We start from the raw sequence: 26,397 nt of genomic DNA, 5'->3' as shown, positions 1-26,397 counted from the left end.
GGGTGGGCGGCCGCACTGATCGTCGGACGGATCGTCAGTTCTCCGATGGCGCTTCGTGGAGGCTGTGCCCAGCATCGCTTCCATGCGCGGATTCCTTGCTTCCTCCATCGGCGTCGCGACGGCTGCCGCACTGGCCATGCCGCTCGCGCTGTCCACTCCTGCCCAGGCCGAGTCGGTCCCCGCGGACCCCGCCGGATCCACCCAGTCGCTGCCGCTCGTCCCCCTGGCGCCCTCGGGCGCCCGCATCCCCGGCGTGCCCGGCATGAGCGCCGCACCGGACCCGGCCGAGACCCGGGGCCTGGCGGCGCGCGAGGTCAAGACGTTCTCGCTGGTCGGCGTCGTCTGGGACGACGTGAGCACCCCGCTCGTCGGCAGCGTCCAGGTCCGGACCCGCGCGGTCGGCACCCGGCAGTGGTCGGACTGGCAGGACCTCGACACCCACAACGGCGAACACGCCGCCGACCCCGACGCGACGGAACGCGGCACCGGCCGCGTCCGCGGCAGCACCGCCCCGCTGTGGGTCGGCGCCTCCGACGCCGTGGAGATCCGCGTCCAGGCGGAGACCAGCACCACCCGGGCGGCGTCCCGGCTGCCCTCGGGCATGCGGATCGAACTCGTCGACCCCGGCTCGGCGGCGCCCGTGGAGGTCCTCGACGGCAAGAACGGCACCGGCGGCGCCACGACCCGTCCGGCACAGCGCCCCGCGGACGACTCGGACGACGACAAGGGCGACACCGCGGCACAGACCGGCATGACCATGGAGACGGCGGAGGCCTCCTCCGCCAACCTCCCGCACGCCCCCCTCGGCGCCCTGGAGATCCCCGCCCTGAACAAGGCGGACTCCACGGCCGACGCCGTCTTCGCCGCCGACGGCGAACTCACCGCCGCCGCCGCGCCGTACATCGGCCCCCGCCCGAAGATCGTGACCCGGCGCGGCTGGGGCGCGGACGAGTCCCTGCGCGAGACGGGCTTCGTCTACACCAGCACCGTCAAGGCCGCCTTCGTCCACCACACCGCCTCCGGCAACAACTACGCCTGCAAGGACGCCCCGGCGGTGATCCGGAGCCTGTACCGGTACCACGTGGTCAGCAGCGGCTGGCGGGACTTCGGCTACAACTTCGCCGTCGACAAGTGCGGAACGGTCTACGAGGGCCGGGCGGGCGGCGTCGCGAAGCCGGTGCTCGGCGCGCACACCATGGGGTTCAACGCGGACAGCATGGGCATCGCGGTGATCGGCACCTACACCTCCACGGCCCCGCCGGCCCCGGCGGTGGACGCGGTGGCCCGCCTGACGGCCTGGAAGCTGGGCCTCTTCGGAGCCGACCCGAGGGCGAAGACCACCCTCAAGTCGGGCGGCGGCAACCGCTACCCGAAGGGCAGCAACGTCAAGCTGAACGTCATCTCGGGCCACCGCGACGGCTTCGCCACCGAATGCCCGGGCCGCCTCCTCTACAACCAGCTCCCGCCGACGAGAACCACCTCGGCAAAACTCCAGGGGCGGTAGGCGGGGTACGTCGCCTGCGGCGCGAGCCCGCTATCACCCCCTCGAGGGGCGGGGGCAGGGCGGTGGCTGCCCACCCGCCCCCTCGCCTGCGGGCCGAGGGCCGGGGGCGGGTTCCCCTCGGGCGGTCTCATAGCCGGTTGGGGGCTTCCCGTCAGTCCCATCGTCCTTCCGTGTCGTGCCGGCCTGTCAAGGGCGCTCCTTCGTCGCGTCACTTCGTGATCGCCTTCGGCGACCCTTGACAGACCGACCCGCCCCGGAAAGCCGAAAGACTGCCGGGAAACCCCCAAAGAAACGGCACGGTCCAAGGTGGAGGGACGGGTCTCTCAGCGCTGAGACGAGGGGGCCGGGGCCGGCCCGCCCGACATCCGCCCCCACGTCCGCAATTCCGGACCAGGGGCGCGACAACCCGCACGAGAGGTTGATGCGGGCGACCTGGGAAGCCCCCAGACGCGTCAGATCGCTACGCGCTCCTGCTGGCATGGCGTCCGACGACCGTCCTGGGCTGATGCCTGCACCGTAGGACGAACAGGGCAGCCCACGGGGCCGGTGGACGCGCCAGATCGCTACGCGCTCCTCGCGTCTCGGCGTCCGGCGGCCGGATTTGCCTTGGAATCCCTACCATCGGGGTCATGGCCTCTGAGTGGGAAGTTCGGTTCCGGTCGCTGGACGGTACAGAGCTGGCGGGCACGGTCGCAGCGCCGTCCGAGGCGGCGAGGGGATGCGCCGTGCTGGTGCACGGTGCCGGGGTGACGAGGGAGGAGGGCGGATTCTTCCGCCGCCTGGCCGAAGGGCTCGCAGCATCCGGCTTGCTGTCCCTGCGGTTGGATCTGCGGGCGCACGGGGCGAGCGGAGGTCGTCCGCAGGACATCACCATCGCAGGCGTCTCCAACGACATCCGGGCCGCCGGAGACCAGGTGCGGCGCGAATGGGGGCTCGACGGGCCGCCCCATGTGATCGCGGCTTCCTTCTCCGGTGGAGCGGCCGCCCTGCACGCGGCGTACCGGCCGCAGGACGTGGGCCGGCTGGTGCTCCTGAACCCACGCCTGGACTATCGGGACCGCTACGTGGACAGCCGCCCGTACTTCGAAGGCGACTACATCTCCCACCCCGCTGCCCGCGATCTGGACGAGCTCGGCTTCACGGAGAAGTCACCGTTCGAGCTGGGGCGGGCCCTGCACAACGAGGTGTTCTACCTTGATCCGGACGTCTACCTCCGGGCCGTGCGGGCACCGGTCCTGATGGTGCACGGGACGAAGGACACCTTCGTCCCGGTGGAGTCCTCGCGTCGGTACCAGTCCGTCTTCGCGAGCCAGGCCGACCTGATGGAACTGGACGGAGCCCAGCACGGTTTCGCCGTACACGACGACCCCGGTTATGCCGATCCTCAGACCCAGGTCTGGCAGACACAGGTCATCGAGCGGGTGACTCGTTTCCTCACCTCCTAGGCGGTCAGCGCCGTGAGCGCTTGACGCAGCTCACGTACGGCTGGGCGCCGTGCGTGAGCGCGCAACTCGGAGGCGTTCCGGCGCAGCTCGCCGAGTGCTTGGCCGAAGCCCGGAGCGGCGGCGAGGCTGAGCGCGGACATGCCGGTGGCGGCGGCCTGATCAGGTTCGCCGGCCGCGGCAAGAGCGCCCGACAGGTGGGCGGTGAAGAAGGCCCGGTCCCTGGGCGCGAACGTGCCGTGGGCGAGGTGCTGTCGGAGCAGGTCCGCCGCACGGCCCGGTTGGCCGGCCTCGCGGTGGCTGATCGCGCTCTGAGCCATCAGCCGGTCGAGGGTGTATCCGGCGCAGAGCGGCCCGGTACAGCTCGCGGGTTCGGCACGCCCCGCCCGGCCCAGGGCGTGGTGGGCTGAGTCCAGCGTGCGGGCGACAGTGTCCGGTGGGGCTCCGGTGAGGGCGAGGGCCCGTGCTTCCTGCTGAAGGGCCTCGGCCTGTGCACGGGGCGGCAGCTTCCAGGGGCCGTTGGCCGCAGCGTGGGCGAGGTCAAGCATGCGGGCCGCGTCATGACGGTCGGTGGCCTGGGCTTTTCGGAGCAGGACATAGGCGTGCATGGGTGCATCGCCCGTCACGGTCGCCCACTCGACAGCACGATCGTGGAAGAAGACCGTGACGTGTGCCGGGGCTCCCGCGTCCCGGTGGAGCCAGGCGGTGAACTCCGCAGCCCGAGCCCCCACCCGAAGCAGGCCGACGTCGAACCCGCCTCAGAGCAACCCTCGACGGCCGCCGGCCGCCGAGATTCGAGGAGCGCGTAGCGATCTGTCGCGCCCACCGACCCGTGGGCTGACCTGGTCGTCCTCTGGTGCGGGTATCAGCCCAGGACGGTCGTCGGACGCTGAGACGGGAGGAGCGCGTAGCGATCTGTCGCCTTGGGGGGTCTGGAGGCCGCTCTGATCAACCTCTCGTGCGGGTAGTCGCGCCCCTGGCCCGGAAACTGGACTCGTGAGGGCTCGGATGCCCGGCGTGCCGGCGCCCGGCCCCTCGTCTCATCCCTGAGAGACCCGTCCGCCCTCTTCTGGACCGTGCCGTTTCTTTGGGGGTTTCCCGGCAGTCTTTCGGCTTTCCGGTTCGGGTCGGTCGGTCAAGGGTGGCCGAAGGCCATCGCGTAGCGACGCGACCGAAGGGAGCGCCCTTGAGGGACCGGCCCGAACCGGAAGGACGATGGGACTGACGGGAAACCCCCGACCTTCTCCGAGACCGCCCCGGGGGATACCGCCCCCGCCGGGCTACGCTCGACGCATGGCCGGCCGCTTCACCCCCTCCACCCCCAGCACCACCACCCCCACCACCCGGACCACCGTCCGGGGTGGTCACACCGCCGTGCCCGCGGGGCGGGGGCGCTCCGGTGGGGCGGGGGCGAAGGGGCGGCGCTGGAACCCCGGGACCCCCGTGGATCTCGGGCTGGTGCTGGGGCCGCTGCGGCGGGGGCCCGGGGATCCGACGTTCCGGACCACCCCCGACGGTTCCGTCTGGCGGGCCACCCGTACCCCCGACGGCCCCGCCACGCTCCGGGTCGCCGCGACGCCCGAGGGGGCGGACGCCGAGGCGTGGGGGCCCGGGCGGGACTGGCTGCTGGAGAACCTGCCCGCGCTGCTCGGAGCCGCCGACGATCCGGCCGTCTTCGTACCCCGGCACCGGCTGGTGCACGCCAGTCACCGCCGCAGTCCGGGGCTGCGGCTGACCCGGACCGGGCTGGTGCTGGAGTCGCTGATCCCGACCGTTCTGGAGCAGAAGGTCACCGCCGACGAGGCGTACCGTGCCTGGCGCCGTCTGGTCCGGCAGTACGGGACGCCCGCGCCCGGGCCGCTCGCGGGGGAGCTGTACGTGATGCCCGCCGCCCGGGAGTGGGCGCTGATCCCCTCCTGGGACTGGCACCGGGCCGGGGTGGACATGAAGCGTTCGTCGACCATCGTGCGGGCCGCCCGGGTGGCCGCCCGTCTGGAGGAGGCGGCCGCGATGGAGCCGGGGCCGGCCGCCGCGCGGCTGGAGGCGGTGCCGGGGATCGGGCCGTGGACCTCCGCGGAGACCCTCCAGCGCAGCAACGGCGCACCCGACGCCGTGACCACCGGCGACCTGCACCTGCCCGGCATCATCGGCTACGCCCTCGCCGGTGAGCGGGACGCCGACGACGCCCGGATGCTGGAGCTGCTGGCCCCGTACGAGGGGCAGCGGCACCGCGCGGCCCGGCTCGTGCTGCTGGCGGGGCGCACCCCGCCCCGCCGCATGCCCCGGATGCCGCGCACCGACATCGGCAGGCTCTAGGAAGTCACCGAAGTCACCGAAGTCACCGCACCTCGATGAAGGCCTCCGGCGTCCGCGCCGGCCGGTCGGCGGCGGGTGCCGCCGGGCGGCCGACGGCGACGGCCCCCATGGGGTCCCAGTCGTCGGGCAGCGCGAGCACCTTGCGCACCACGTCGCGGCAGAACATCGTCGAGGACACCCACGCCGAGCCGAGCCGCTCGCCGGCCAGGGCGACGAGGAAGTTCTGCACGCCGGCGCCCATGGCGACGACGAACATCTCCCGTTCGGCGGCGTCCCGCCGCGCGTGCCCGTAGTCGTGGGCGCCGTCCGTGACCATGCACGGCACGACCAGGTACGGGGCGTTGCGCAGCACGTCGCCGCGGCGCACCCGCCTGGCGATGGACTCCTCGGACTTGCCGTCGCGCCGCAGGTCGGCGATCCAGGCGTCCCGCATCGCGTCGAGCAGTTCCAGCCGGGCGGCGGCCGACTCCAGCAGGACGAACCGCCAGGGCGTGGTGTGGTGCGGTGCCGGGGCGGTGACGGCCGCGGCCACGGCGCGGCGTACGGCGCCGGGGTCGACGGGGTCGTCGGTGAAGGCGCGTACGGTGCGGCGCTGGGTGACGGCTTCGCGTACGGCTTCGGAGGTGCCGAGGCGGAACATGTCGTCGGCGGGGGCGCGGACCAGGTCGGCGGCGGTGGAGCCGTCGCCGAGTACGTGCGGGAGTCCGCGGACGACGGCCACGGGCAGTCCGGCGGCCTTGCCCTTGACGAGGTCTCCGGCGGCGGCGAGCTCGTCGGCGGTGGCCACTATGGTCGCGCTGAGCGGGTTGCCGTGGGCGTCGGTGCCGCCGCGCAGGTCGTCGAGTACGCGTACCCCGGCGGCGCCGATGGCGACGTCGGTCAGTCCGGAGCGCCAGGGCCGGCCGAAGGTGTCGGTGACGACGACGCCGACGTCGACGCCGAGCGCGGCGCGCAGTCCGGCGCGGATCGCGGCGGCCGAGGCGTCGGGGTCCTCGGGCAGCAGCAGGACGGTGCCGGGTTCGGTGTTGGAGGCGTCGACGCCGGCGGCCGCCATGACCAGTCCGCGGCGGTTCTCGGTGATCCGCAGCGTGCCGCGGCGTGCGACGACGCGTACGGTCTCGGCGTCGATGGCGTCCTCGCGGGAGTCGGCGCGGACGATGCGCCCCTCGGCCTTGGAGACGATCTTCGAGGTGACGAGGAGGACGTCCCCGTCGCGCAGGCCGGGTTCGGCGTCGGCGATGAGGCGGGCGAGGTCGTCGCCGGGCCGGATCTCAGGGATGCCGGGGACGGCCCGCACCTCGTAGGAGGGGACGGTCACCGGGTGGCCTCCGCGAGGTCGAGCGCGGCGCGGGCCATGGCGGCGGTGGCGTCGGTGTCGGTCATCATCAGCGGGACGGCCCGGCAGGGGATGCCGGCGGCTTCGACCTCGGTGACGGCGTCGGCGTCGGAGGTGTCGACGAGCCAGCCGTCGAGGAGGCCGGAGCCGTAGTGGCGGGCGACGGCGGCGGCGGTGGTTTCGACGCCGACGGCGGCGAGGACCTTGTCGGCCATGCCCCGTACGGGTGCTCCGCCGACGATGGGGGAGAGGCCGACGACGGGTGCCGGGGCGGCGGCGAGGGCCTCGCGGATGCCGGGTACGGCGAGGATGGTGCCGATGGAGACGACGGGGTTGGACGGCGGGAAGAGGATGACGTCGGCGCCGGCGATGGCGTCGAGGACGCCGGGGGCGGGCTTGGCCTGTTCGGCGCCGACGGGGACGACGGCTTCGGCGTCGAGGGAGGCGCGGAGCTTGACCCAGTACTCCTGGAAGTGGACGACGCGGCGTTCGCCGGTCTCCGGGTCGGTGACGGCGACGTGGGTCTCGACGCGGTCGTCGGTCATGGGGAGCAGCCGGACGCCGGGCTGCCAGCGGTCGCAGAGGGCTTCGGTGACGGCGCTGAGCGGGTAGCCGGCGCCGGTCATCTGGGTGCGGACGATGTGGGTGGCGAAGTCGCGGTCGCCGAGGCCGAACCAGGTGGGTCCGACCCCGTACGCCGCGAGTTCCTCCTTGACGGTGAAGGACTCGTCGGTGCGGCCCCAGCCCTGCTCCTCGTTGATGCCACCGCCGAGGGTGTACATCACCGTGTCCAGGTCGGGGCAGACCTTCAGCCCGAACAGGTGGATGTCGTCACCGGTGTTGCCGATGACCGTGATGTCCGCGTCGGGGACGGCGGACTTGAGTCCGCGGAGGAAACGGGCGCCGCCGATGCCGCCGGCCAGAACAACAATGCGCATACCCCGCAGTCTGTCAGGCGGGTACGTGCTCCTGGCGGGCCGGGGAGCAGCTGTGCATCGGCATCTCGGTCAGGCCGGGGAAGTAGACGTGCAGGCTGACGGCTCCGTCGAGGGTGTCGTTGACGACCTCGTGGGCGTAGCCGGGGGCGAAGACGCGCTGGGATCCGGCGGCGTGGGTGAGCCGGCCGCGGGGGGTGTGCTCGGTGAGCCGGCCGTCGAGGACGGTGAGGATGCCGGAGGAGCTGCCGTGGTCGTGGAGGCCGCTGCCCTGGCCGGGGACCCAGCTGAGCAGCCAGACCTCGTAGCCGGGTCCGGTGCGCAGGCGGTGGTACCAGCGGGTGGTGGCGTCGTAGCGGACGAGGTGTTCCCAGCTGGCGCGGTCCTCGGCGATGGACCGGGCGAGGCCGGCGAACTCGGCGACGGTGACGGGGTGTTCGCGGGCGGGCTGGAGGAGGTGCTGGACGGCGAGGATGTCGCCGGCGATCTGGAGGTCGCTCTCGACGACGGCGGCCGGCGCGGGCGCGGGGGCGGTGGCCGGGGCCGGGGTCGGGACGACGGTCGCCGGGGAGGTCGCGGTCGTGGCGGAGGCGGCGGTGGTCGCGGCGGAGGATGCGGAGGCGCTGTTCATCGTGGGGGTGTCCTCGACGGGTGTCAGTCGTGCGGGGCGGTTGCTGTGGGGGAGTGGCCGGAGCTCTGCGGAGCCAGGGGCTCCGGGGGCATCAACAGCTGCAACAGCAACAGCGAACCTGGGCAGCGCGCAGGAACCCACGAATGGGGGTCCAGGTGGCGGCTGCGGGCGCTGACATGAGGACAAGGAGACCGGGCCGAGGGCCGGACTGTCAACCCAATGTCCGGTTTGTGGGAAAAGTTTCACCTCATCCGGTTACTGTGCGCGGAGAAAGGTTTGTGCACTCACGGCCCGGGGATGTGCCGCTCCGACTCGACGGGAACCGAGATCAAACCCGTGGGCGTCACTCGTGATCGGAATGTGATCTCGGCTGCATCTTCGGCCGAATCGCAACCCCTCCTGAGAGTGACGCGTCGACCTCGAACGAGGGCGGCAGCCGCGGACAGCCTGTGGCTTGTGTCACGATTTTTGGCGATATGAACACTTTCTGTATACGCTTGGTTCCGCAGAGTGAATAAGGGCCCCAATAGCAGATCTCGGCTTGACTGCACAGGAGCCACACACTTGTAATTTCACTCGTGTCGTTGCTCGGCGATCAGTAACGGCAACATCACGGGGACGCACAGACAGAGCGAGGGGCGCACATGACCGAGCTGTTTCAGGAACTGCTGGTCGAAGAGGCGGACGAGGAGCTCGGTTGGCAGGAGCGCGCACTGTGCGCGCAGACCGACCCCGAATCCTTCTTTCCCGAGAAGGGCGGCTCCACCCGCGAAGCCAAGAAGGTCTGCCTCGCCTGCGAGGTCCGCTCCGAATGCCTCGAGTACGCCCTCGCCAACGACGAGCGATTCGGCATCTGGGGCGGTCTGTCCGAGCGCGAGCGGCGCCGGCTGAAAAAGGCCGCGGTCTGAGAGCGGCGACGACCGGCGATCCGAAACGGTCCCGGAGCACCACCGAAAGCAACGTCAAACAACGTCAGACCGAGCAAACGGTCCGCCTCCCGCACCTTCCCCGCAGGAGGCGGACCGTCGCGTTCCGGACCTTCTTCCGACGCGGCGTACCCTCCCCTTCCCAGCCGTTAGTGTGGGGCGCTGTCCAGCAGCCTCCGAGGGCACAACACCCCCGGATCCCCAGGCCGGAGGGCCCGTACCGCGATGTCCCCGCACAGCAGCTCGCCGGCCTCCCCGCAGGCGGCCGCCACCCCCGAGTTCCCCCGGCACGTCGTCACCGCGGTCCTCGTCGCGCACGACGGAGCCCGCTGGCTGCCCGAGACCCTCGCCGGACTCCTCACCCAGGAACGCCCCGCGCAGAACCACGTCGCCGCCGACACCGGCAGCGCCGACGACTCCGCCCGCCTCCTCGCCGAAGCCCTCGGCGACGACCGCGTCCTGCACCTCGCCCGCCGCACCGGATTCGGCGCCGCCGTCGACGAAGCCGCCCGCAGCGCCGGCACCCTCACCCCCGACGAACTCCCCTACCTCAAGCGCCCCAGCGGCTGGGACCCCGTCAGCCGCACCTGGCGCGACGACGCCTACGACCTCCCCGACCTCCCCCACGGCGAACCCGTCCAGTGGCTCTGGCTGCTCCACGACGACAGCGCACCCGAACCCGACGCCCTCACCGAACTCCTGCGCGTCGCCGACGGCAACCCCGACGCCGCCGTCATCGGCCCCAAGCTCCGCGGCTGGTACGACCGCAGGCAACTCCTCGAAGCCGGCGTCACCATCGCCCGCAGCGGCCGCCGCTGGACCGGCCTCGACCGCCGCGAACAGGACCAGGGCCAGCACGACCAGGTCCGCCCCGTCCTCTCCGTCTCCACCGCCGGCATGCTCGTACGCCGCGACGTGTACGACGCCCTCGGCGGCTTCGACCGCCGACTGCCCCTGATGCGCGACGACGTCGACCTCTGCTGGCGCGCCCACAGCGCCGGCCACACCGTCCTCGTCGCCCCCGACGCCGTGCTGCGGCACGCCGAGGCCGCCTCCCGCGAACGCCGCACCGTCGACTGCGCCGGCCGCTCCGCCGTCAGCCCCCACCGCGTCGACAAGGCCGGCGCCGTCCACACCCTGCTGGCCAACACCCCCGGCCGCGCCCTGCCCTACGTCCTGCTGCGCCTGGTCCTCGGCACCCTGCTGCGCACCCTCGGCTACCTCCTCGGCAAAGCCCCCGGCCAGGCCGTCGACGAACTCACCGGCCTCCTCGCCACCCTGCTCCGGCCCGGCCGGATCCTCACCGCCCGCAGGGCGCGCCGCCGCCCCGCCGTCCCCGCCGCCGAACTCCGCCCCCTCTTCCCCCCGCCCGGCGCCACTCTCCGCGCCGGCGCCGAACAGCTCGCCGCCCACCTCGGCTCCGGACGCGACAGCGACCCCGCCCCCGCCGGCCGGCACGGCGCCGGCCTCGAACCCGGCCCCGGCGGCGACGACACCGACTACCCCGAAGCCGACCGGCCCGGCCGGCTCAAGCGGATCGCCCGCAACCCCTCACCCGCCCTCCTCGCCGGACTCCTCCTCGTCTCCCTCGTCGCCTGCCGCGCCCTCATCGGCGGCGGCAGCCTCACGGGCGGCGCCCTGCTCCCCGCCCCCTCCGGCGCGGGCGGCCTCTGGCACACCTACACCGGCGAATGGCAGCCCGTCGGCACCGGCACCACCGCCGGAGCACCCCCCTACCTCGCGGTCCTCGCCGGCCTCTCCGCCCTGTTCCTCGGCTCCACCCAGGCCGCCCTGACCCTGCTCCTGGTCTTCTCGGTCCCCCTCGCCGGCCTCACCGCCTACTTCGCCTCCCGGCCCCTGGTCACCTCCCGCCTGCTGCGCGCCTGGGCCGCCGTCGGCTACGCCTTCCTCCCCGCCGTCACCGGCGCCCTCGCCGGCGGCCGCCTCGGCACCGCCGTCCTCGCCGTACTCCTGCCGCTCATCGCCCGCTCCGCCGCCACCGCCCACGGCTTCACCGACACCGAGCCCGGCAGCGGCCGCCGCGCCGTGTGGACGTACGCCCTCCTGCTCACCCTGGCCACCGCCTTCACCCCCGTCGCGTGGCCCCTCGCCGCCGTCCTCGGCACCGCCGCCGTCCTCGCGCGCCGCGCGCACCGGAAGACGTACGCCCCCCGCCTGCTGGCCGTCCTCGCCGTCCCCCTCGCCGTCCTCGCCCCCTGGTCCCTCGGCCTCCTCGCCCACCCCGGCCGCTTCCTGCGCGAAGCCGGACTGCCCTACGGCACCGGCTCCGCCACCCCCCTCGGCCTCCTCACCGCCGACCCCGGCGGCCCCGGCACCACCGGCGCGTTCCTGCTCGCCGGCGTCCTGCTCGCCGCCCTCGCCGCCCTGCTCCGCGCCGACCGGCGGTTCGCCGTCGGCACCGCATGGACCGCCGCCCTCGCCGGACTGTTCCTCGCCGTCCTCCTGGACCGCACCGGCTGGGCCGGCCCCGGCACCCTCCTGTACGGGCTCGGACTCCTCGCGGCCGCCGCACTCGGCGCGGACGGCGCCAAGTACCGCGTCGCCGCCCGCAGCTTCGGCTGGCGCCAGCCGCTCGCCGCCCTGACCGCACTCGCCGCCGCGGCCGGCCCGCTGCTCCTCGCCGCGGCCTGGGTCGCGGCCGGCGCCGACGGACCCCTCAAGCGGCGCGACCCCGTCCAGGTCCCGGCCGTCGTCGCCGAGCACTCGGGCGACACCAACCGCACCCGCACGCTGGTCCTCGGCGGAGACTCGCCCGCCACCGTCTCCTACGCCCTGGTCCGCGGCTCCGGCGCCCGCCTCGGCGACGGCGAACTCCTCGCCGCCGCCGGCCCCGAACCCCGCCTCGCCAAAGCCGTCTCCAGCCTGGTCTCCGGCTCCGGAGCCAACCAGTCCGAGCAGCTCAGCGCCTTCGCCGTGCGCTACGTGATGATCCCGGCCGGCGGCTCCGCCCCCATGCGCCGCATCCTCGACGGCACCCCCGGCCTCAAACAGCGCCACCAGAACGACGGCACCGCCCTGTGGGAGGTCGAACGGCTCACCTCCCGCGTCGCGATCGTCCCCGCCCGCCAGGGCCAGACCGCCACCCTCACCGTCGAGGCCGGCCCCGTCGAGGTCCACGCCGACCTCCCCGCCGGCCCCGAGGGCCGCACCCTGCGCATCGCCGACCGGGCCGACGCCGGCTGGCGGGCCACCCTCGACGGCGAACCCCTCACCCCCCGGACCGTCGACGGCTGGGCCCAGGGCTTCGCCCTGCCCACCGACGCCGGCCACCTCGACCTCGTCCACCAGGACTCCTTCCCCCGCACCGCCTGGCACTGGGCGCAGGGCACCCTCGCCCTGCTGCTCCTCGTGATGGCCCTGCCCGGCCGCCGCGCCCGCCTCGACGACGACCTGCCCGAGGAGACCGCCCCCGACGCCGCCCCCGGGGACGGCGCCGGCGAGCCCGGCCACGGCCGCCGCCGCCGCACCGGGCCGGCCGCCGCGCCCGACCCGGAGCCGGTCCCCGCCGAGGCCGTCGTCGACCCGTACGCGCAGATCCCCGCGCAGCAGGTGTACGGCGAGGAGTCGTACGCCTACCAGGAGCCCCACCCGTACGAGGCGCGGCAGCCGCACCAGCCGGAGCCCGCCCCCGACGCCTACGGCCCGTATCCCCCGACCGGGGGACAGCCGCACTTCCCGCAGCAACAGCAGCCCCACCCGTACGAGTACGAGCAGCAGTACGACGCCTACGGACAGCACCACCCGCGTCCGGACGGGAGCAACCAGTGAAGCAGCGCGCCCCCCTGACGCTCGCGGCCGTGACGGCGGCGCTGGCCGCCGCCACCGGGCTGGCCTTCCTCACCGCCCCCGCCGCCACCCCGGCCGGCGGCGCGGGACGGGCGGCCGCCGCCCGGATGCCGGTGGAACGGTCGGTGCTGGTGTGCCCCGCCCCCAGCTCCTCGGACATCGCCGAGACCACGTACACCTCCCTCACCCCCGGCAAGGGAGGCGCCGCCGGCCCGGCCCGGCTCGCCGACAAGGACGGCAAGGCGGTCCTCGACCTCAAGGAGCCGGGCAAGCCCGTCGCGGCCACCGCCTCCGGCGCGGAGGCACCGGCGCTGACGGGCGCCGCCCAGGGCGCCCTGGCCCCCGGCTGGACCGCCCAGCAGACCACCAAGGTGTCCGCCGGCCACGCGCGCGGCCTCCTCGGGCTGGCCTGCACCGCGCCCGGCACCGACTTCTGGTTCCCCGGCGTCAGCACCGCCAAGGGCCGCCAGGACTACGTCCACCTCACCAACCCCGACGACACCGTCGCCGAGGTGGCCGTCAAGCTGCACGGCCCCGACGGCCTGCTCAAGGACAAGCCGGGCATCGCCGACCCCGTGTACGACGTCGCCCCCCGGTCCACCACCAAGGTGTCGCTGTCCCAGCTGGCCCCCGACAGCCTGCTCGCGGACGCCACCGCGCACGTCACGGCGCGTTCCGGCCGGGTCGGCGCCTCCGTCCACGTGGCCGAGGACGGCACGGGCGCCGACTGGCTCCCGGCCTCCGCGGGCCCGGCGGACACCCTGGTCCTGCCCGGCATCCCCGCCGACGCCACCTCCGTACGGCTGGTCGCCTTCGCCCCCGGCGAGGACGACGCCGACCTCACCGTGAAGCTGTCCGGCCCCACCGGCCCCATCAACCCGGCCGGCCGGGAACGCCTCCACCTCAAGGGCGGCATGACCGAGACCCTGGACCTCGGCGACGTCACCCGGGGCGAGGCCGGCTCCCTGCTGCTGGCCCCCGCCGACCCGAAGAAGGCCGTACCCGTCGTCGCCGCCCTGCGCGTGGTCCGCGGCACCGCCGCCAAGCAGGAGCTGGCCTTCGTCCCCGCGAGCACGCCCGTCGGCGAGCGGGCCACCGTCGCCGACAACCGGGCCGACGACAAGGCCACCGTCCTCACCCTCACCGCCTCCGGCGCCGACGCGAAGGTCCGCGTCACCGCCTCCCCGGGCACCGAGGGCGGGCAGGGCGCCGCCACGGAGATCACCCTCAAGGGCGGTACCACCCGCGCGGTCACCCCGCCGGCCCCCACCGGCGGCAAGGGCCCCTACGCCCTGACCGTCGAGACCCTGTCCGGCGGCCCCGTCCACGCGGCCCGCACCCTGACCCTGCCGCACGACGGGATCCCGATGTTCACCGTCCAGGCCTTCGGCGACGACCGCTCCACGGTCTCCGTCCCCCGGGCCGCCGAGGACCCCTCGATCCTGCTGCGCTGAAACCGGGTGCCGAAACCGGGTACGGGCGGGGCGTCAGTCCTGCCCGTACCGGGGGTCCACCGTCTCCGGCGACAGCCCCAGCAGCTCCGCGACCTGCTCCACCACGATCTCGTGCACCAGCAGCGCCCGTTCGTCCCGCGTCTTGGCCCGGATCTCCACCGGCCGCCGGAACACCACGATCCGCGCCGGCTTCCCGTCCCGGGCCTCCACCAGCCCGCCCAGCGGCACCGCCTCGTCGTTCCAGCCCGCGTCGGGCCCGCCCGGCGGCCCCGGCACGTCCGCGATGACGAACTCCACCTCGGCCAGCTGCGTCCAGCGCCGCTCCAGCCGCTCCACGGAATCCCGTACGAGGTCCCCGAACAGCTCCGCCCGGCTCGCGGACAGCGGCACCTGCGGCGGGGCCAGCGGCCCGCGCATGCCCCGGCCGTGCCGGTCGCGCCGCCGCTGGCGCGGCTCGGAAGGGGCCGCGGCGGGGACCGCCGGGCGGGGAGGAAGCGAACTGTCCGTCACCCCCGCAGGGTAGCCCGCACGCCACGGCCAGGACCCGATACGGTCACGACCTGGTGTCACGTCGGCCAAGATCGGGCCGCGTTACGGACCCGTTGCCCCTCTTCGTCACCCGTGGCACGGCCCGGACGGAGTACGACACGGGAGGACGGCCGGGGGGCGAGTCGTCGCGGCCCGGTCAAGAGTGCGGTACCGTCCAACGTCGTGAGCCTTGTACGTCGCTGTTCGCGCACCGCGTGCGGCCGCCCTGCCGTCGCCACACTGACGTACGTCTACGCCGACTCGACCGCAGTTCTCGGCCCGCTCGCCACCTACGCCGAACCCCACTGCTATGACCTGTGCGCCGAGCACTCCGAGCGCCTGACCGCCCCGCGCGGCTGGGAAGTCGTGCGCCTGTCGGACGGTTCCGGCCCGTCCCGCCCCAGCGGCGACGACCTCGAAGCCCTGGCCAACGCGGTCCGCGAGGCGGCCCGTCCGCCCGAGCGCGCGGCCGAGGCCGGCGGGTCCGGACCGGGTGCCCCGGTGGCCGGCGAGACGCGTCGCGGACACCTGCGCGTCCTCCGTTCGCCCGATTCCTGACGTACGGATCGTCTGAAAAGCCGCTCTGCGTACAAGGTAGGTTTGCTCCACCGCACAGAACCTTCAGGAGGGCAGGCAGTGGCCGCAGATCTTTCGAACATCGTCAAGGCGTACGACGTACGTGGCGTCGTACCCGACGAGTGGGACGAGCCCCTGGCCGAACTGTTCGGTGCTGCGTTCGTCGAGGTCACCGGCGCCACGGCGATCGTGGTCGGCCACGACATGCGGCCCTCCTCCCCGGGCCTGTCCACCGCCTTCGCCCGGGGCGCGGCCGCCCGCGGCGTCGACGTCACCCTGATCGGCCTGTGCTCCACCGACCAGCTGTACTACGCCTCCGGCAAGCTGGACCTGCCCGGCGCCATGTTCACGGCCTCGCACAACCCGGCCCAGTACAACGGCATCAAGCTGTGCCGCGCCGGCGCCGCGCCCGTGGGCCAGGACACCGGCCTCGCCACCATCCGCGAGCTCGCCGAGAAGTGGACCGACGAGGGCGCCCCGGAGATCCCCGCCGGCACCGTCCCGGGCACCATCACCGAGCAGGACACCCTCACCGGCTACGCCGAGCACCTCAAGGGCCTGGTCGACCTGACGGCCATCCGCCCGCTGAAGGTCGTCGTCGACGCGGGCAACGGCATGGGCGGCCACACCGTCCCCACCGTCTTCGAGGGCCTCCCGCTGGACCTCGTCCCCATGTACTTCGAGCTGGACGGGACCTTCCCGAACCACGAGGCCAACCCCCTCGACCCGAAGAACATCGTCGACCTCCAGGCCCGCGTGATCGCCGAGGGCGCGGACCTGGGCCTGGCCTTCGACGGCGACGCCGACCGCTGCTTCGTCGTCGACGAGCGCGGCGAGGGCGTCTCCCCGTCCGCCATCACCGCCCTGGTCGCGGCCCGCGAGCTCGCCCGCAACGGCGGCACCGGCACGATCATCCACAACCTGATCACCTCGTGGTCGGTCCCCGAGGTCGTCCGCGAGAACGGCGGCACCCCCGTCCGCACCCGCGTCGGCCACTCCTTCATCAAGGCCGAGATGGCCGCCTCCGGCGCCATCTTCGGCGGCGAGCACTCGGCGCACTACTACTTCAAGGACTTCTGGAACGCGGACACCGGCATGCTCGCCGCGCTCCACGTCCTCGCGGCCCTCGGCGGCCAGCAGGGCCCGCTCTCCGAGCTGGTCGCCGAGTACGACCGCTACGTCGGCTCCGGCGAGATCAACTCCACCGTCGCCGACCAGGCCGCCCGCACCGCCGACGTCAAGGCCGCCTACGCCGGCCAGGAGGGCGTCACCTTCGACGAGCTGGACGGCCTCACGGTCTCCGCCGCCGACTGGTGGTTCAACCTCCGCCCCTCCAACACCGAGCCGCTCCTGCGCCTCAACGTGGAGGCCCGCGACGAGGCCACCCTGGCCAGGATCCGCGACGAGGTCCTCGCCCTCGTCCGCGCGTAACGCCCGACCGGCGGGCGCAGGATCCAGGGGCGTCGCCCCTGCCCCGCGCCCGCCGGCGGCTCCGCCAGGCCGGCGAAATCCAGCCCCGCCGGCGTTTGAGGCGCGGGGGTCCGGGGGCAGAGCCCCCGGCGACGGACCCGCACCCGAAACCGGGTACCCCGCCCGGCAGGGCAACGGCGCCCGGCCCGCGTCAAGCCGCACCGCAGGTGACTCGGCGGTACGCTGACCTCGCCCAATCCGCGATAAGCGATCCGCATCCCCGAAGGGAACCGCCCCATGCCGCTCGAAGCCGGCCTGCTGGAGATCCTTGCCTGCCCCGCCTGCCACGCCCCCCTCCGGGACGAGTCGGCGGACGAGACCGCCCCCGAGCTGATCTGCACCGGCCAGGACTGCGGTCTCGCGTACCCGGTCCGCGACGGCATCCCGGTCCTGCTCGTGGACGAGGCCCGCCGCCCCGCCTGACCGGCCCCCGTTCCCCACCGCTCGACCAGCCTGGATCCGTCAACCCCGCCGGAGGCCCCCATGCTCGACGAGTCACTCCTCGACGCACCGGACGATCTCGCCCGTGCCGACCGCCGCGGCCTGCTCCGCGGCGCCGCCGAGGCCGGGGCCCGGGTCCGCACCGCGGCCCGGCACGCCACCGAGGCCGGACTCGCGGACCTGCGCCCCGACGGGCGCCCCCGCTCCGTCCTGATCGCCGGCTCCGGCACGGCCGCCACCGGCGTCGCCGACCTGCTCGGCGCCCTCGCCGGAGCCTCCGCGCCGGTCACCCGCCTGCAACCCACCGGCGTCGCGCACGCCGCCGGGGCGCTGCGCTGGAACCTGCCCGGCTGGGCGGGAGCCGTGGACCTGCTCCTCATCGCCACCACCGACGGCACCGAGCCCGGCCTCGCGGCCCTCGCCGAGCAGGCCTACCGGCGCGGCTGCGCCGTGGTCGCCGTCGCCCCCGAGCGCTCACCGCTGGGCGAGGCGGTGAACGGCGCGCACGGAGTCCTCGTACCGATGGCCAAGGCCCCCTACCAGGAGTACGACGAGTCCGCCGCGGCCGGTCCGGGCGCCCTCTGGGCCCTGCTGACCCCGCTGCTGGTCCTCCTCGACAAGGTCGGCCTGATCAGCGCCGCCCCCGAAGCCCTCCAGCGCGTCGCCGACCGCCTCGACCGCACCGCCGAGCGCTGCGGCCCGGCCATCGCCACCTACTCCAACCCGGCCAAGACCCTCGCCGCCGAACTGGCCGACTCGCTCCCCCTCATCTGGAGCGAGGGCGAGGGCGCCGGCCCCGCCGGCCGCCGCTTCGCCGCGACCCTCGCCGAGCTGGCCGGCCGCCCCGCGCTCTCCGCGACCCTCCCCGAGGCGCTGCCCGCGCACGGGGTGCTGCTCGCCGGGGCCTTCGCCGCCGGAGCCGACCCGGACGACTTCTTCCGGGACCGCGTGGAGGAGCCGCAGGCCCTGCGCGCCCGCATCGTCCTGCTGCGCGACCGGCCGACGGGCGCGCTCAGCGCCGCCCCGGCCGCGCGCGAGCTCGCCCTCAGCCACGACACGGCCATCAGCGAGCTCGAACCGGAGGAGGGCGGCGACCTGGAACAGCTCGCCGAGCTCCTCGCCGTCACCGACTTCGCCACCGCCTACCTGGCGCTGGCGGCCCGGGGACACAGCTAGGCACACCCGTGCCCGCACCACATCCAGATCCAGGAAGACGACGACGATGGACCGCCTCACCAACACGATCCGCCCCTACGCGTGGGGATCCACCACCGCGATCCCGGCCCTCCTCGGAGTCGAGCCGACCGGTGAGCCCCAGGCCGAGATGTGGATGGGCGCCCACCCCGGCGCCCCCTCCCGCCTCGACCGCGGAGCCGGCGAGACCACCCTGGCGGCCGTCATCGACGCCGACCCGGAGGGCGAACTCGGAGCAGCCGCCGTCGCCAGGTTCGGCCCCCGCCTGCCCTTCCTCCTCAAGATCCTCGCCGCAGGCGCCCCCCTCTCCGTCCAGGTCCACCCCGACCTCGCCCAGGCCCGCGCCGGGTACGAGGACGAGGAGCGGCGCGGCGTCCCGATCGACGCGGGCCACCGCAACTACAAGGACCCCAACCACAAGCCCGAGCTGATCTGCGCGCTCACCCCCTTCGACGGCCTGTGCGGCTTCCGCCCGCCGACGGAGGCCGCGGACCTCCTCGAAGGCCTCGGCGTCGACTCCCTCAAGCCGTACGTGGACCTGCTGCGCGCCCACCCCGAGGAGGCGGCCCTGCGCGAGGTCCTCACCGCCGTCCTCACCGCCGACCGCGAGGAGATGGCGCGCACCGTCGCCGAGGCCGCGGCCGCCGCCGAACGCCTCGGCGGGCCGTACGAGGCGTACGCGGGGCTCGTCCACGACTACCCGGGCGACCCCGGCGTGATCGCGGCCATGCTCCTCAACCACGTGCGGCTCCAGCCCGGCGAGGCCATGTTCCTCGGCGCCGGCATCCCGCACGCCTACCTCGACGGCCTCGGCGTCGAGCTGATGGCCAACTCGGACAACGTGCTGCGCTGCGGGCTGACGCCCAAGCACGTGGACGTCCCCGAGCTGCTGAAGGTCGTCATCTTCGAGCCGAGCGCCCCGGGCATCCTGCGTCCCGAGGGCGACGGCGAGGAGGTCTACGAGACCCCCATCGACGAATTCCGGCTCTCCCGCCACGTCCTGGCCCCCGGCGGAGCCCCCCGCGCCCTCCCCGACGGCGCCCCGCAGATCCTGCTCTGCACCGCAGGCGCCCCCCGCGTCGGCGAACTGGCCCTGGCGCCCGGCGAGTCGGTCTTCGTCCCCGCGGGCGAAAAGACCGAACTGTCCGGTGCTGGTACCGTCTTCCGGGCCACCGTGGTCCTCTGACGTAGCGTCGGCCGCACCCGCAGCTGCAACAATGTGCGGCCGTAGTCAGCGGCCAGGAAGGACACCCAGCACCCATGAGCGCGTCGGGCGGTACCAGGGCGATCGTGGCGGCACTCGCCGCCAACCTCGCCATCGCTGTAGCCAAGTTCGTGGCATTCCTCTTCAGCGGCTCCTCGTCGATGCTCGCGGAAAGCGTCCACTCGGTCGCCGACTCCGGAAACCAGGGCCTGCTGCTCCTCGGCGGGAAGAAGGCCCAGCGCGAGGCCACCCCCCAGCACCCCTTCGGGTACGGGCGCGAGCGCTACATCTACGCCTTCCTCGTCTCCATCGTGCTCTTCACCGTCGGCGGCATGTTCGCCATCTACGAGGGCTACGAGAAGATCCACGACCCGCACCAGATCGAGGCCTGGTACTGGCCCGTCGGCGTCCTCGTCTTCGCGGTCGTCGCGGAGGGCTTCTCCTTCCGCACCGCGATCAAGGAGTCCAACGAGAGCCGCGGCAGCCAGAGCTGGAGGCAGTTCGTCAAGAGCGCCAAGGCCCCCGAACTGCCCGTCGTCCTGCTGGAGGACCTCGGCGCGCTCGTCGGCCTCGTCCTCGCCCTCATCGGCGTCGGCCTCGCCCTGCTCACCGGCAACGGGGTCTGGGACGGCATCGGCACCCTGTGCATCGGCGTCCTGCTGATCGTCATCGCCGTCGTCCTGGCCCTGGAGACCAAGTCCCTGCTGCTCGGCGAGGCCGCCGGCACCGCCGAGGTCGAGAAGATCAAGGCCGCGCTCGTCGACGGCGACACCGTCACCGGCGTCATCCACATGCGCACCCTGCACCTCGGCCCCGAGGAGCTCCTCGTCGCCGCCAAGATCGCCGTCCAGCACGACGACACCGCGACCGAGGTGGCCAACGCCATCAACGCCGCCGAGGCCCGCATCCGCGCCTCCGTCCCGATCGCCCGCGTGATCTACCTGGAGCCGGACATCTACCAGCCCGAGCTCGCTCCCCGCCCCGACCTCACCAAGGGCGACGGCCGCTGACCGGCCCCGCCCGCCCGTACGTACGAAGGCCCCCGCAGCTCACCTGCCGCGGGGGCCTTCGTACGTACGGGCGGGTGCCGGGGCTACCGGATCTAGACCAGGCGGGCCTTCGTCCCGTCCAGCGCGCCCCACTCGATGCCCTCCGAAGACCGGGCGAAGCCGACCGTCGGGCGGGCCACCGCGTCCGTCTTGGCGTGCGGGATCGCGATCGACTCGCCGAGCCCCGTGGTGCCCTGCGCCTCCCGGGCGAGGGCCACCCGTACGAGCTCGTCCACCTCTGCCAGCTCCCGGATCGCGGCCCCCTTGGTGTCCGAGGATCGCGCGCACGAACCGATCCACCGGCATCCTGCACCAGGTGAGGGGCGGATCAAAAGTCCGAAAGGCCCCGAACATCCCGCCGGACGGCCTGGAAACGAAGAACGACTTGTTCCCGTCCCCACTGGGGTCCGCTCCGCCGATCGGTGTAGATTCGTCATCAGTGTCAGGCGTCGCTGCTGATGGCGGTCGGGCGGTCCTCGTGACCGGCCGAGGGGAGAGAGGGCCCCGCGACGGACTGTGCTCAGTGCACCGGCCAGCCCCGTGCGCGGCCCAGCCGTACCCACCTCTCGAACCATGAGGAGCATCACCCATGGACTTCAAGGTCGCCGACCTTTCCCTTGCCGCCTTCGGCCGCAAGGAGATCACCCTGGCCGAGCACGAGATGCCGGGTCTGATGTCGATCCGCAAGGAGTACGCCGAGGCGCAGCCGCTGGCCGGCGCCCGCATCACCGGCTCCCTGCACATGACCGTGCAGACCGCCGTCCTCATCGAGACCCTCGTCGCGCTGGGCGCCGACGTCCGCTGGGCCTCCTGCAACATCTTCTCCACCCAGGACCACGCCGCCGCCGCCATCGCGGTCGGCCCGAACGGCACCCCGGAGAACCCGCAGGGCGTCCCCGTCTTCGCCTGGAAGGGCGAGACGCTGGAGGAGTACTGGTGGTGCACGGAGCAGGCGCTGACCTGGCCGAACACCCCCACCGGCGGCCCGAACATGATCCTCGACGACGGTGGTGACGCCACCCTCCTCGTCCACAAGGGCGTCGAGTTCGAGAAGGCCGGCGCGGCCCCGGACCCGTCCACCGCGGACTCCGAGGAGTACGCCCACATCCTCACGCTCCTCAACCGCACCCTCGGTGAGGCCCCGCAGAAGTGGACGCAGCTCGCGTCCGAGATCCGCGGCGTGACGGAGGAGACCACGACCGGTGTCCACCGCCTCTACGAGATGATGGCCGAGGGCACCCTGCTCTTCCCGGCGATCAACGTGAACGACGCCGTCACCAAGTCGAAGTTCGACAACAAGTACGGCTGCCGGCACTCGCTGATCGACGGCATCAACCGTGCCACCGACGTCCTGATCGGCGGCAAGGTCGCGGTCGTCTGCGGCTACGGCGACGTGGGCAAGGGCTGTGCGGAGTCGCTGCGCGGCCAGGGCGCGCGCGTCATCGTCACCGAGATCGACCCGATCTGCGCGCTGCAGGCGGCGATGGACGGCTACCAGGTCGCCACCCTCGAGGACGTGGTGGAGACCGCGGACATCTTCATCACCACGACCGGCAACAAGGACATCATCATGGCCTCGGACATGGCCAAGATGAAGCACCAGGCCATCGTGGGCAACATCGGCCACTTCGACAACGAGATCGACATGGCCGGCCTCGCGAAGATCGAGGGCATCGTCAAGGACGAGGTCAAGCCGCAGGTCCACACCTGGAAGTTCCCCGACGGCAAGGTCCTGATCGTGCTGTCCGAGGGCCGCCTGCTGAACCTGGGCAACGCCACCGGCCACCCCTCGTTCGTGATGTCGAACTCCTTCGCGGACCAGACCCTGGCCCAGATCGAGCTCTTCACCAAGCCGTCCGAGTACCCGACCGACGTCTACGTGCTCCCCAAGCACCTCGACGAGAAGGTCGCCCGCCTCCACCTCGACGCCCTCGGCGTCAAGCTCACCACCCTGCGCCCCGAGCAGGCCGCGTACATCGGCGTCAAGGTCGAGGGCCCGTACAAGCCCGACCACTACCGCTACTGATCCACCGCCACCGATCCCCACGGATCCGCAGCACTCCAGGCAGGCCCCCGGCATCCGCGCCGGGGGCCTGCCCCGTACCCAAGGACCCGACGCCATGCCCCGCGGCCGCTACTCGCTCCACGACCCGCACGACCACACCCCCCTCGGCGAGGAGCACTTCCACTGCGCCCCCGGCCCCTCCGGCTGGCGCTACGTGGCCCAGCTGACCACCCCGGACGGGGACCACCGCGGCTCGCTGGACCTGGCCCTCGACGCCCTCGGCCGACCCATCCGCATGGAGGCCAACGCCGGCGGCTGGCAGGTGCGCGGCGCAGCCATCGACGGCGTCACCTGGGTCCGCACCGACCCCGCCGGAGCCGAGGCCACCGAGGGCAACGTCGCCGCCCCCGGCTTCACCGGCAGCTCCCCGGCCTTCCTCATCGCCACGGCCCGCCTGCTGCGCCTGACCCCCGGCGCCCCCGCGACCCGCGTCCGGCTCCTCGCGCTCACCGATCCCGTACTGGCACCCCGTACGGTCGACCAGGCCTGGACCCTGCTCTCCCGCGCCGAGCACCCGACGGACAGCGGCCCCCTGGTGGTGGACGAGTACCAGGTCACCGCCCTGGACACGGGCGAGGTCCACACCGTGCACCTCGCGGGCGACGTGGTCCTCTCGGCGCCCGGCATCGAACTCGAACACCTGGAGACCCCGCCGTCGTCCTTCGCGGACGCCGACGATCCGGACGGCTTCGAGGACTAGGCCGGCGGCGCGAACCCGGTCCCGCGCGGCGGCGTCGGCGACACGGGCGCCACGACCGGCGCGGGAGCGACGACCGGCCCGGCCACGGGCACGGGTGCAGGCATCGGCGCCGGCATCTGCTCAGGCATCGGCGCCGGGGCGAAGGCGCGCGCGGCGTCCCGCGACTGCCGCTCGTGCACCACCGCCATCAGGAACGCGGCGGCCGGCACCCCGGGCGGCGGCGGCGTCCCGGTCCGGGCCACCACGTCATCGGCCAGCCGCACCGCCATCGCGGCACCCGTGTGCGGGTCCAGCTGGTTCATCCGCGTCAGGTACTGCCGGATCGCCAGCCACAGCCCGTCCGGCACCGCCGACAGGTCCAGCGCCGCGAACTGCCCGGCCAGCCACGGCGGCGGCGGGGGCACCGGCATGACGCGGGTACCCGGCACCCGCTCCCGCACCACCAGGGTCCCGGCGAACACGTCACCCAGCCGCCGGCCCCGCTCCGACATCAGCGAGGCGATACAGGCGACCGCCCCGAAGGTGAGCAGCAGCTCAACGACCCCCATGGCCCCGCGCACCAGCGCGTGCCGGAACCGGATCGGCCCGCCGTCCTCCCGCACCACCCGCAGCCCGCACGCCAGCTTCCCCAGCGAGCGGCCGTGGCTCAGCGTCTCCACCGCGATCGGCACGCCGACCACCACCAGCAGGAGGCTGGCCACCGCCACCGCGGCCTGCGCGGCCTCGTCCAGGGAAGCCGTCGCGGCCACCAGCCCGACGATCACCACCACGAACCCGACGCCGTACACGACCAGGTCGAGCAGGACCGCCAGGGCCCGGCTCGGCAGCCGCGCCGGCCGCAGACCCAGGACGACCGCGTCTCCCGTCACCAGATCGCTCAACGCGCGCACCTTTCCCCGACCTGACCCGCCCCTGTCCACCCCAGTCTGCCAAGCTGACCGCAGGAGAAGTAAGCCGTATCGGGTGGCCAGGGGCAGGGGAGCGGTAACCGGATGGATCTCGACGTCTTCGTGGCGGCCCACCAGACGGAATGGGCCCGCCTGGAGCAGCTCCTCGGCCGCGGCCGCCGGCTCACCGGCGCGGAAGCCGACGAACTCGTCGCCCTCTACCAGCGCACCTCCACCCACCTCTCCCTGATCCAGTCCAGCGCCCCGGACCCGATGCTCACGGCCCGCCTCACCCAGCTCGTGGCCCGCGCCCGCTCGACGGTCACCGGCACCCGCCGCGCCGGCTGGCGCGACGCCGCCCGCTTCTTCACCGAGGGCTTCCCGGCGGCCGTCTACCGCAGCCGCCGCTGGTGGATACCCACCGCGCTGCTCTCCACCGCCCTCGGCGTGCTCATCGGCTGGTGGATAGCCGCCCACCCCGAGGTGCAGAGCGCCATAGCCGCCCCCGAGCACCTCAAGGACCTGACGCGGCCCGGCGGCCAGTACGAGACCTACTACTCCAGCCACCCGGCGGCCTCCTTCGCCGCGCAGGTCTGGACGAACAACGCCCAGGCCGCAGCGATCTGCCTCGTCCTCGGCGCCTTCCTCGGACTCCCGGTCCTGTGGATCCTGTTCCTGAACATGGCCAACCTGGGCGTCGGCCTGGGCCTGATGACCTCCGCCGGCCGCCTCGACGTCTTCCTCGGCCTGATCCTCCCGCACGGCCTCCTCGAACTGACCGCCGTCTTCGTCGCCGCCGGTACGGGCCTGCGCCTCGGCTGGACGGTCATCGACCCGGGCCCCCGCACCCGCCGCACGGCCCTCGCGGAACAGGGCCGCGCCGCCCTCGGCATGGCCATGGGCCTGGCCGCGGTCCTCTTCGTCTCCGGCCTGATCGAGGGCTTCGTGACCCCGTCGGGCCTTCCGACCTGGGCCCGCATCACGATCGGCGTGGTCGCGGAGGCCGCGTTCCTCACCTACGTCTACGTCCTCGGCGGCCGCGCCTCCCGCGCGGGCGAGGTGGGCGACGTGGAGGAGGCGGACCGCACGGCGACGCTCCCGACGGCAGCCTGATGTGCGTACAAGGCAGCTGAGCTGCTAGTCTCCTCGTCGTCCCGCAGACCGTTGACACGGCCACTGTGGGGAGGTAGATTCGAACGGTTGCCTCGAACTGGACAAGTTCGGCAGCGATGGTTTAAAATCTCTCTCGCTCCCATTCGGAATTGAATTCCTGTGGGGCGCAGTCGACTCCTCATCCAGGAATCCGAAGCCGGGAAATCCGGTGGAAAACTTCTGATAGAGTCGGAACCGCCGGAAAGGGAAAGCGCGAAAGTGCAGGACCTGGAAAGCAAGCGAGAAAGACTCTGATAGAGTCTGAATCGCAAGAACGAAGAACGAAAGCCCGGAGGAAAGCCCGAGAGGGTGAGTACAAAGGAAGCGTCCGTTCCTTGAGAACTCAACAGCGTGCCAAAAATCAACGCCAGAAGTTGATACCCCGTCCACTCCGGTGGATGAGGTTCCTTTGAAAAAGACCTGTCGGGCCCTCGGGCACTGGCAGGCAACGAACACAGCGAGGACGTTGTGGCCAGTCGGTCTTATTCCGACCGTGACTGGCCCGCTCTTTCGTGGTGTGGACCGGATTACCGGTAAACATTCATGGAGAGTTTGATCCTGGCTCAGGACGAACGCTGGCGGCGTGCTTAACACATGCAAGTCGAACGATGAAGCCCTTCGGGGTGGATTAGTGGCGAACGGGTGAGTAACACGTGGGCAATCTGCCCTTCACTCTGGGACAAGCCCTGGAAACGGGGTCTAATACCGGATACGACTGCGGGAGGCATCTCCTGTGGTGGAAAGCTCCGGCGGTGAAGGATGAGCCCGCGGCCTATCAGC

At 73.1% G+C, this 26,397-nt stretch carries 21 protein-coding genes, 1 rRNA gene and 1 pseudogene (1 of these 23 running past the window's edge); 16 read left to right on the top strand and 7 right to left on the bottom strand.

Going from position 1 to position 26,397, the window contains the following annotated elements; genetic code table 11:
* Window positions 1-82 precede the first annotated feature (82 nt).
* A complete protein-coding gene (locus D1J60_RS13915) occupies window positions 83-1,504 on the top strand; it encodes a peptidoglycan recognition protein (RefSeq protein ID WP_125821314.1) in 1,422 nt (473 codons plus the stop codon).
* A 629-nt stretch (window positions 1,505-2,133) separates the two neighbouring features.
* Window positions 2,134-2,949 carry an alpha/beta fold hydrolase gene (locus tag D1J60_RS13910; RefSeq protein WP_125821313.1) on the top strand — a complete coding sequence of 272 codons (816 nt, stop codon included), beginning with the start codon at window positions 2,134-2,136 and terminating at the stop codon, window positions 2,947-2,949.
* Here D1J60_RS13910 and D1J60_RS13905 read toward each other — a convergent pair.
* Window positions 2,946-3,554: a hypothetical protein gene (locus D1J60_RS13905; protein ID WP_206436523.1), complete on the bottom strand. Its 609-nt coding sequence runs from the start codon at window positions 3,552-3,554 to the stop codon at window positions 2,946-2,948. The genes D1J60_RS13910 and D1J60_RS13905 overlap by 4 nt on opposite strands.
* 685 nt (window positions 3,555-4,239) lie before the next feature.
* On the opposite strand from D1J60_RS13905, the gene D1J60_RS13900 reads away from it, so the two are divergent.
* The gene (locus D1J60_RS13900) at window positions 4,240-5,262 is read left to right on the top strand and encodes a DNA-3-methyladenine glycosylase 2 family protein (RefSeq protein ID WP_125821312.1); all 1,023 of its coding nucleotides are present in this window, start codon (window positions 4,240-4,242) and stop codon (window positions 5,260-5,262) included.
* A gap of 22 nt (window positions 5,263-5,284) precedes the next feature.
* Here the strand turns inward: D1J60_RS13900 and D1J60_RS13895 are convergent, their stop codons facing one another.
* Genes D1J60_RS13895 through D1J60_RS13885 form a run of 3 tightly spaced genes read right to left on the bottom strand, consistent with a single transcriptional unit; the run spans window position 5,285 to window position 8,164 of the window.
* Window positions 5,285-6,580, bottom strand: a complete 1,296-nt coding sequence (locus D1J60_RS13895; RefSeq protein ID WP_125821311.1) for a coenzyme F420-0:L-glutamate ligase — start codon at window positions 6,578-6,580, stop codon at window positions 5,285-5,287.
* Window positions 6,577-7,536: a 2-phospho-L-lactate transferase gene (gene cofD, locus D1J60_RS13890; RefSeq protein WP_125821310.1), complete on the bottom strand. Its 960-nt coding sequence runs from the start codon at window positions 7,534-7,536 to the stop codon at window positions 6,577-6,579. Before cofD ends, D1J60_RS13895 begins: the two co-directional genes overlap by 4 nt.
* Before the next feature lie 13 nt (window positions 7,537-7,549).
* A complete protein-coding gene (locus D1J60_RS13885; RefSeq protein ID WP_241253258.1) occupies window positions 7,550-8,164 on the bottom strand; it encodes a cysteine dioxygenase family protein in 615 nt (204 codons plus the stop codon).
* Between the two features lie 644 nt (window positions 8,165-8,808).
* Here D1J60_RS13885 and D1J60_RS13880 point away from each other — a divergent pair.
* The 3 genes from D1J60_RS13880 (at window position 8,809) to D1J60_RS13870 (ending at window position 14,351) form a co-directional block, all read left to right on the top strand.
* A complete protein-coding gene (locus D1J60_RS13880; protein ID WP_003983763.1) occupies window positions 8,809-9,072 on the top strand; it encodes a WhiB family transcriptional regulator in 264 nt (87 codons plus the stop codon).
* A 243-nt stretch (window positions 9,073-9,315) separates the two neighbouring features.
* Complete coding sequence (locus D1J60_RS13875) at window positions 9,316-12,879, top strand: glycosyltransferase family 2 protein (RefSeq protein WP_125821309.1); 3,564 nt, start codon at window positions 9,316-9,318, stop codon at window positions 12,877-12,879.
* A complete protein-coding gene (locus tag D1J60_RS13870; protein WP_125603738.1) occupies window positions 12,876-14,351 on the top strand; it encodes a DUF5719 family protein in 1,476 nt (491 codons plus the stop codon). The genes D1J60_RS13875 and D1J60_RS13870 overlap by 4 nt, the downstream gene beginning before the upstream one ends.
* 33 nt (window positions 14,352-14,384) lie before the next feature.
* On the opposite strand, the gene D1J60_RS13865 is transcribed toward D1J60_RS13870, so the two are convergent.
* On the bottom strand, window positions 14,385-14,768 hold the full coding sequence (locus D1J60_RS13865; protein ID WP_125603739.1) for a metallopeptidase family protein: 384 nt from the start codon (window positions 14,766-14,768) through the stop codon (window positions 14,385-14,387).
* A 204-nt stretch (window positions 14,769-14,972) separates the two neighbouring features.
* Between D1J60_RS13865 and D1J60_RS13860 the strand changes: the two genes are divergently transcribed.
* The 6 genes from D1J60_RS13860 to D1J60_RS13835 all read left to right on the top strand — a co-directional run bounded on the left by D1J60_RS13860 (window position 14,973) and on the right by D1J60_RS13835 (window position 20,774).
* On the top strand, window positions 14,973-15,437 hold the full coding sequence (locus tag D1J60_RS13860) for a DUF3499 domain-containing protein (RefSeq protein WP_125603737.1): 465 nt from the start codon (window positions 14,973-14,975) through the stop codon (window positions 15,435-15,437).
* A 78-nt stretch (window positions 15,438-15,515) separates the two neighbouring features.
* Complete coding sequence (locus tag D1J60_RS13855; protein ID WP_125821308.1) at window positions 15,516-16,886, top strand: phosphomannomutase/phosphoglucomutase; 1,371 nt, start codon at window positions 15,516-15,518, stop codon at window positions 16,884-16,886.
* A 276-nt stretch (window positions 16,887-17,162) separates the two neighbouring features.
* Window positions 17,163-17,348, top strand: coding sequence for a Trm112 family protein (locus D1J60_RS13850; protein ID WP_007264456.1), 186 nt, complete (start codon window positions 17,163-17,165; stop codon window positions 17,346-17,348).
* Window positions 17,349-17,408: 60 nt separating this feature from the next.
* On the top strand, window positions 17,409-18,542 hold the full coding sequence (locus tag D1J60_RS13845; RefSeq protein WP_125821307.1) for an SIS domain-containing protein: 1,134 nt from the start codon (window positions 17,409-17,411) through the stop codon (window positions 18,540-18,542).
* Window positions 18,543-18,588: 46 nt separating this feature from the next.
* Window positions 18,589-19,746: a mannose-6-phosphate isomerase, class I gene (gene manA, locus D1J60_RS13840; RefSeq protein WP_125821306.1), complete on the top strand. Its 1,158-nt coding sequence runs from the start codon at window positions 18,589-18,591 to the stop codon at window positions 19,744-19,746.
* Between the two features lie 74 nt (window positions 19,747-19,820).
* Window positions 19,821-20,774 carry a cation diffusion facilitator family transporter gene (locus D1J60_RS13835; RefSeq protein ID WP_125821305.1) on the top strand — a complete coding sequence of 318 codons (954 nt, stop codon included), beginning with the start codon at window positions 19,821-19,823 and terminating at the stop codon, window positions 20,772-20,774.
* A gap of 95 nt (window positions 20,775-20,869) precedes the next feature.
* Here D1J60_RS13835 and D1J60_RS13830 read toward each other — a convergent pair.
* A pseudogene (locus tag D1J60_RS13830) lies at window positions 20,870-21,052 on the bottom strand (PTS sugar transporter subunit IIA); the annotation flags it as partial.
* A 350-nt stretch (window positions 21,053-21,402) separates the two neighbouring features.
* Between D1J60_RS13830 and ahcY the strand changes: the two are divergent.
* Window positions 21,403-22,839, top strand: a complete 1,437-nt coding sequence (ahcY, locus tag D1J60_RS13825; RefSeq protein WP_125821304.1) for an adenosylhomocysteinase — start codon at window positions 21,403-21,405, stop codon at window positions 22,837-22,839.
* A gap of 94 nt (window positions 22,840-22,933) precedes the next feature.
* Complete coding sequence (locus D1J60_RS13820) at window positions 22,934-23,578, top strand: hypothetical protein (protein WP_125821303.1); 645 nt, start codon at window positions 22,934-22,936, stop codon at window positions 23,576-23,578.
* Here the strand turns inward: D1J60_RS13820 and D1J60_RS13815 are convergent.
* The gene (locus D1J60_RS13815; protein WP_125821302.1) at window positions 23,575-24,459 is read right to left on the bottom strand and encodes an RDD family protein; all 885 of its coding nucleotides are present in this window, start codon (window positions 24,457-24,459) and stop codon (window positions 23,575-23,577) included. The genes D1J60_RS13820 and D1J60_RS13815 overlap by 4 nt on opposite strands.
* Before the next feature lie 111 nt (window positions 24,460-24,570).
* On the opposite strand from D1J60_RS13815, the gene D1J60_RS13810 reads away from it, so the two are divergent.
* Window positions 24,571-25,578, top strand: coding sequence for a stage II sporulation protein M (locus D1J60_RS13810; RefSeq protein WP_125821301.1), 1,008 nt, complete (start codon window positions 24,571-24,573; stop codon window positions 25,576-25,578).
* A 579-nt stretch (window positions 25,579-26,157) separates the two neighbouring features.
* Window positions 26,158-26,397: ribosomal RNA gene (locus D1J60_RS13800) — 16S ribosomal RNA — on the top strand; it runs 1,284 nt beyond the window's last position.

Origin of the sequence: Streptomyces sp. W1SF4, from assembly GCF_003950035.1 — a bacterium.
GTDB classification, from domain to species: domain Bacteria; phylum Actinomycetota; class Actinomycetes; order Streptomycetales; family Streptomycetaceae; genus Streptomyces; species Streptomyces racemochromogenes.
This window is presented reverse-complemented; position numbering and strand designations above follow the sequence as displayed.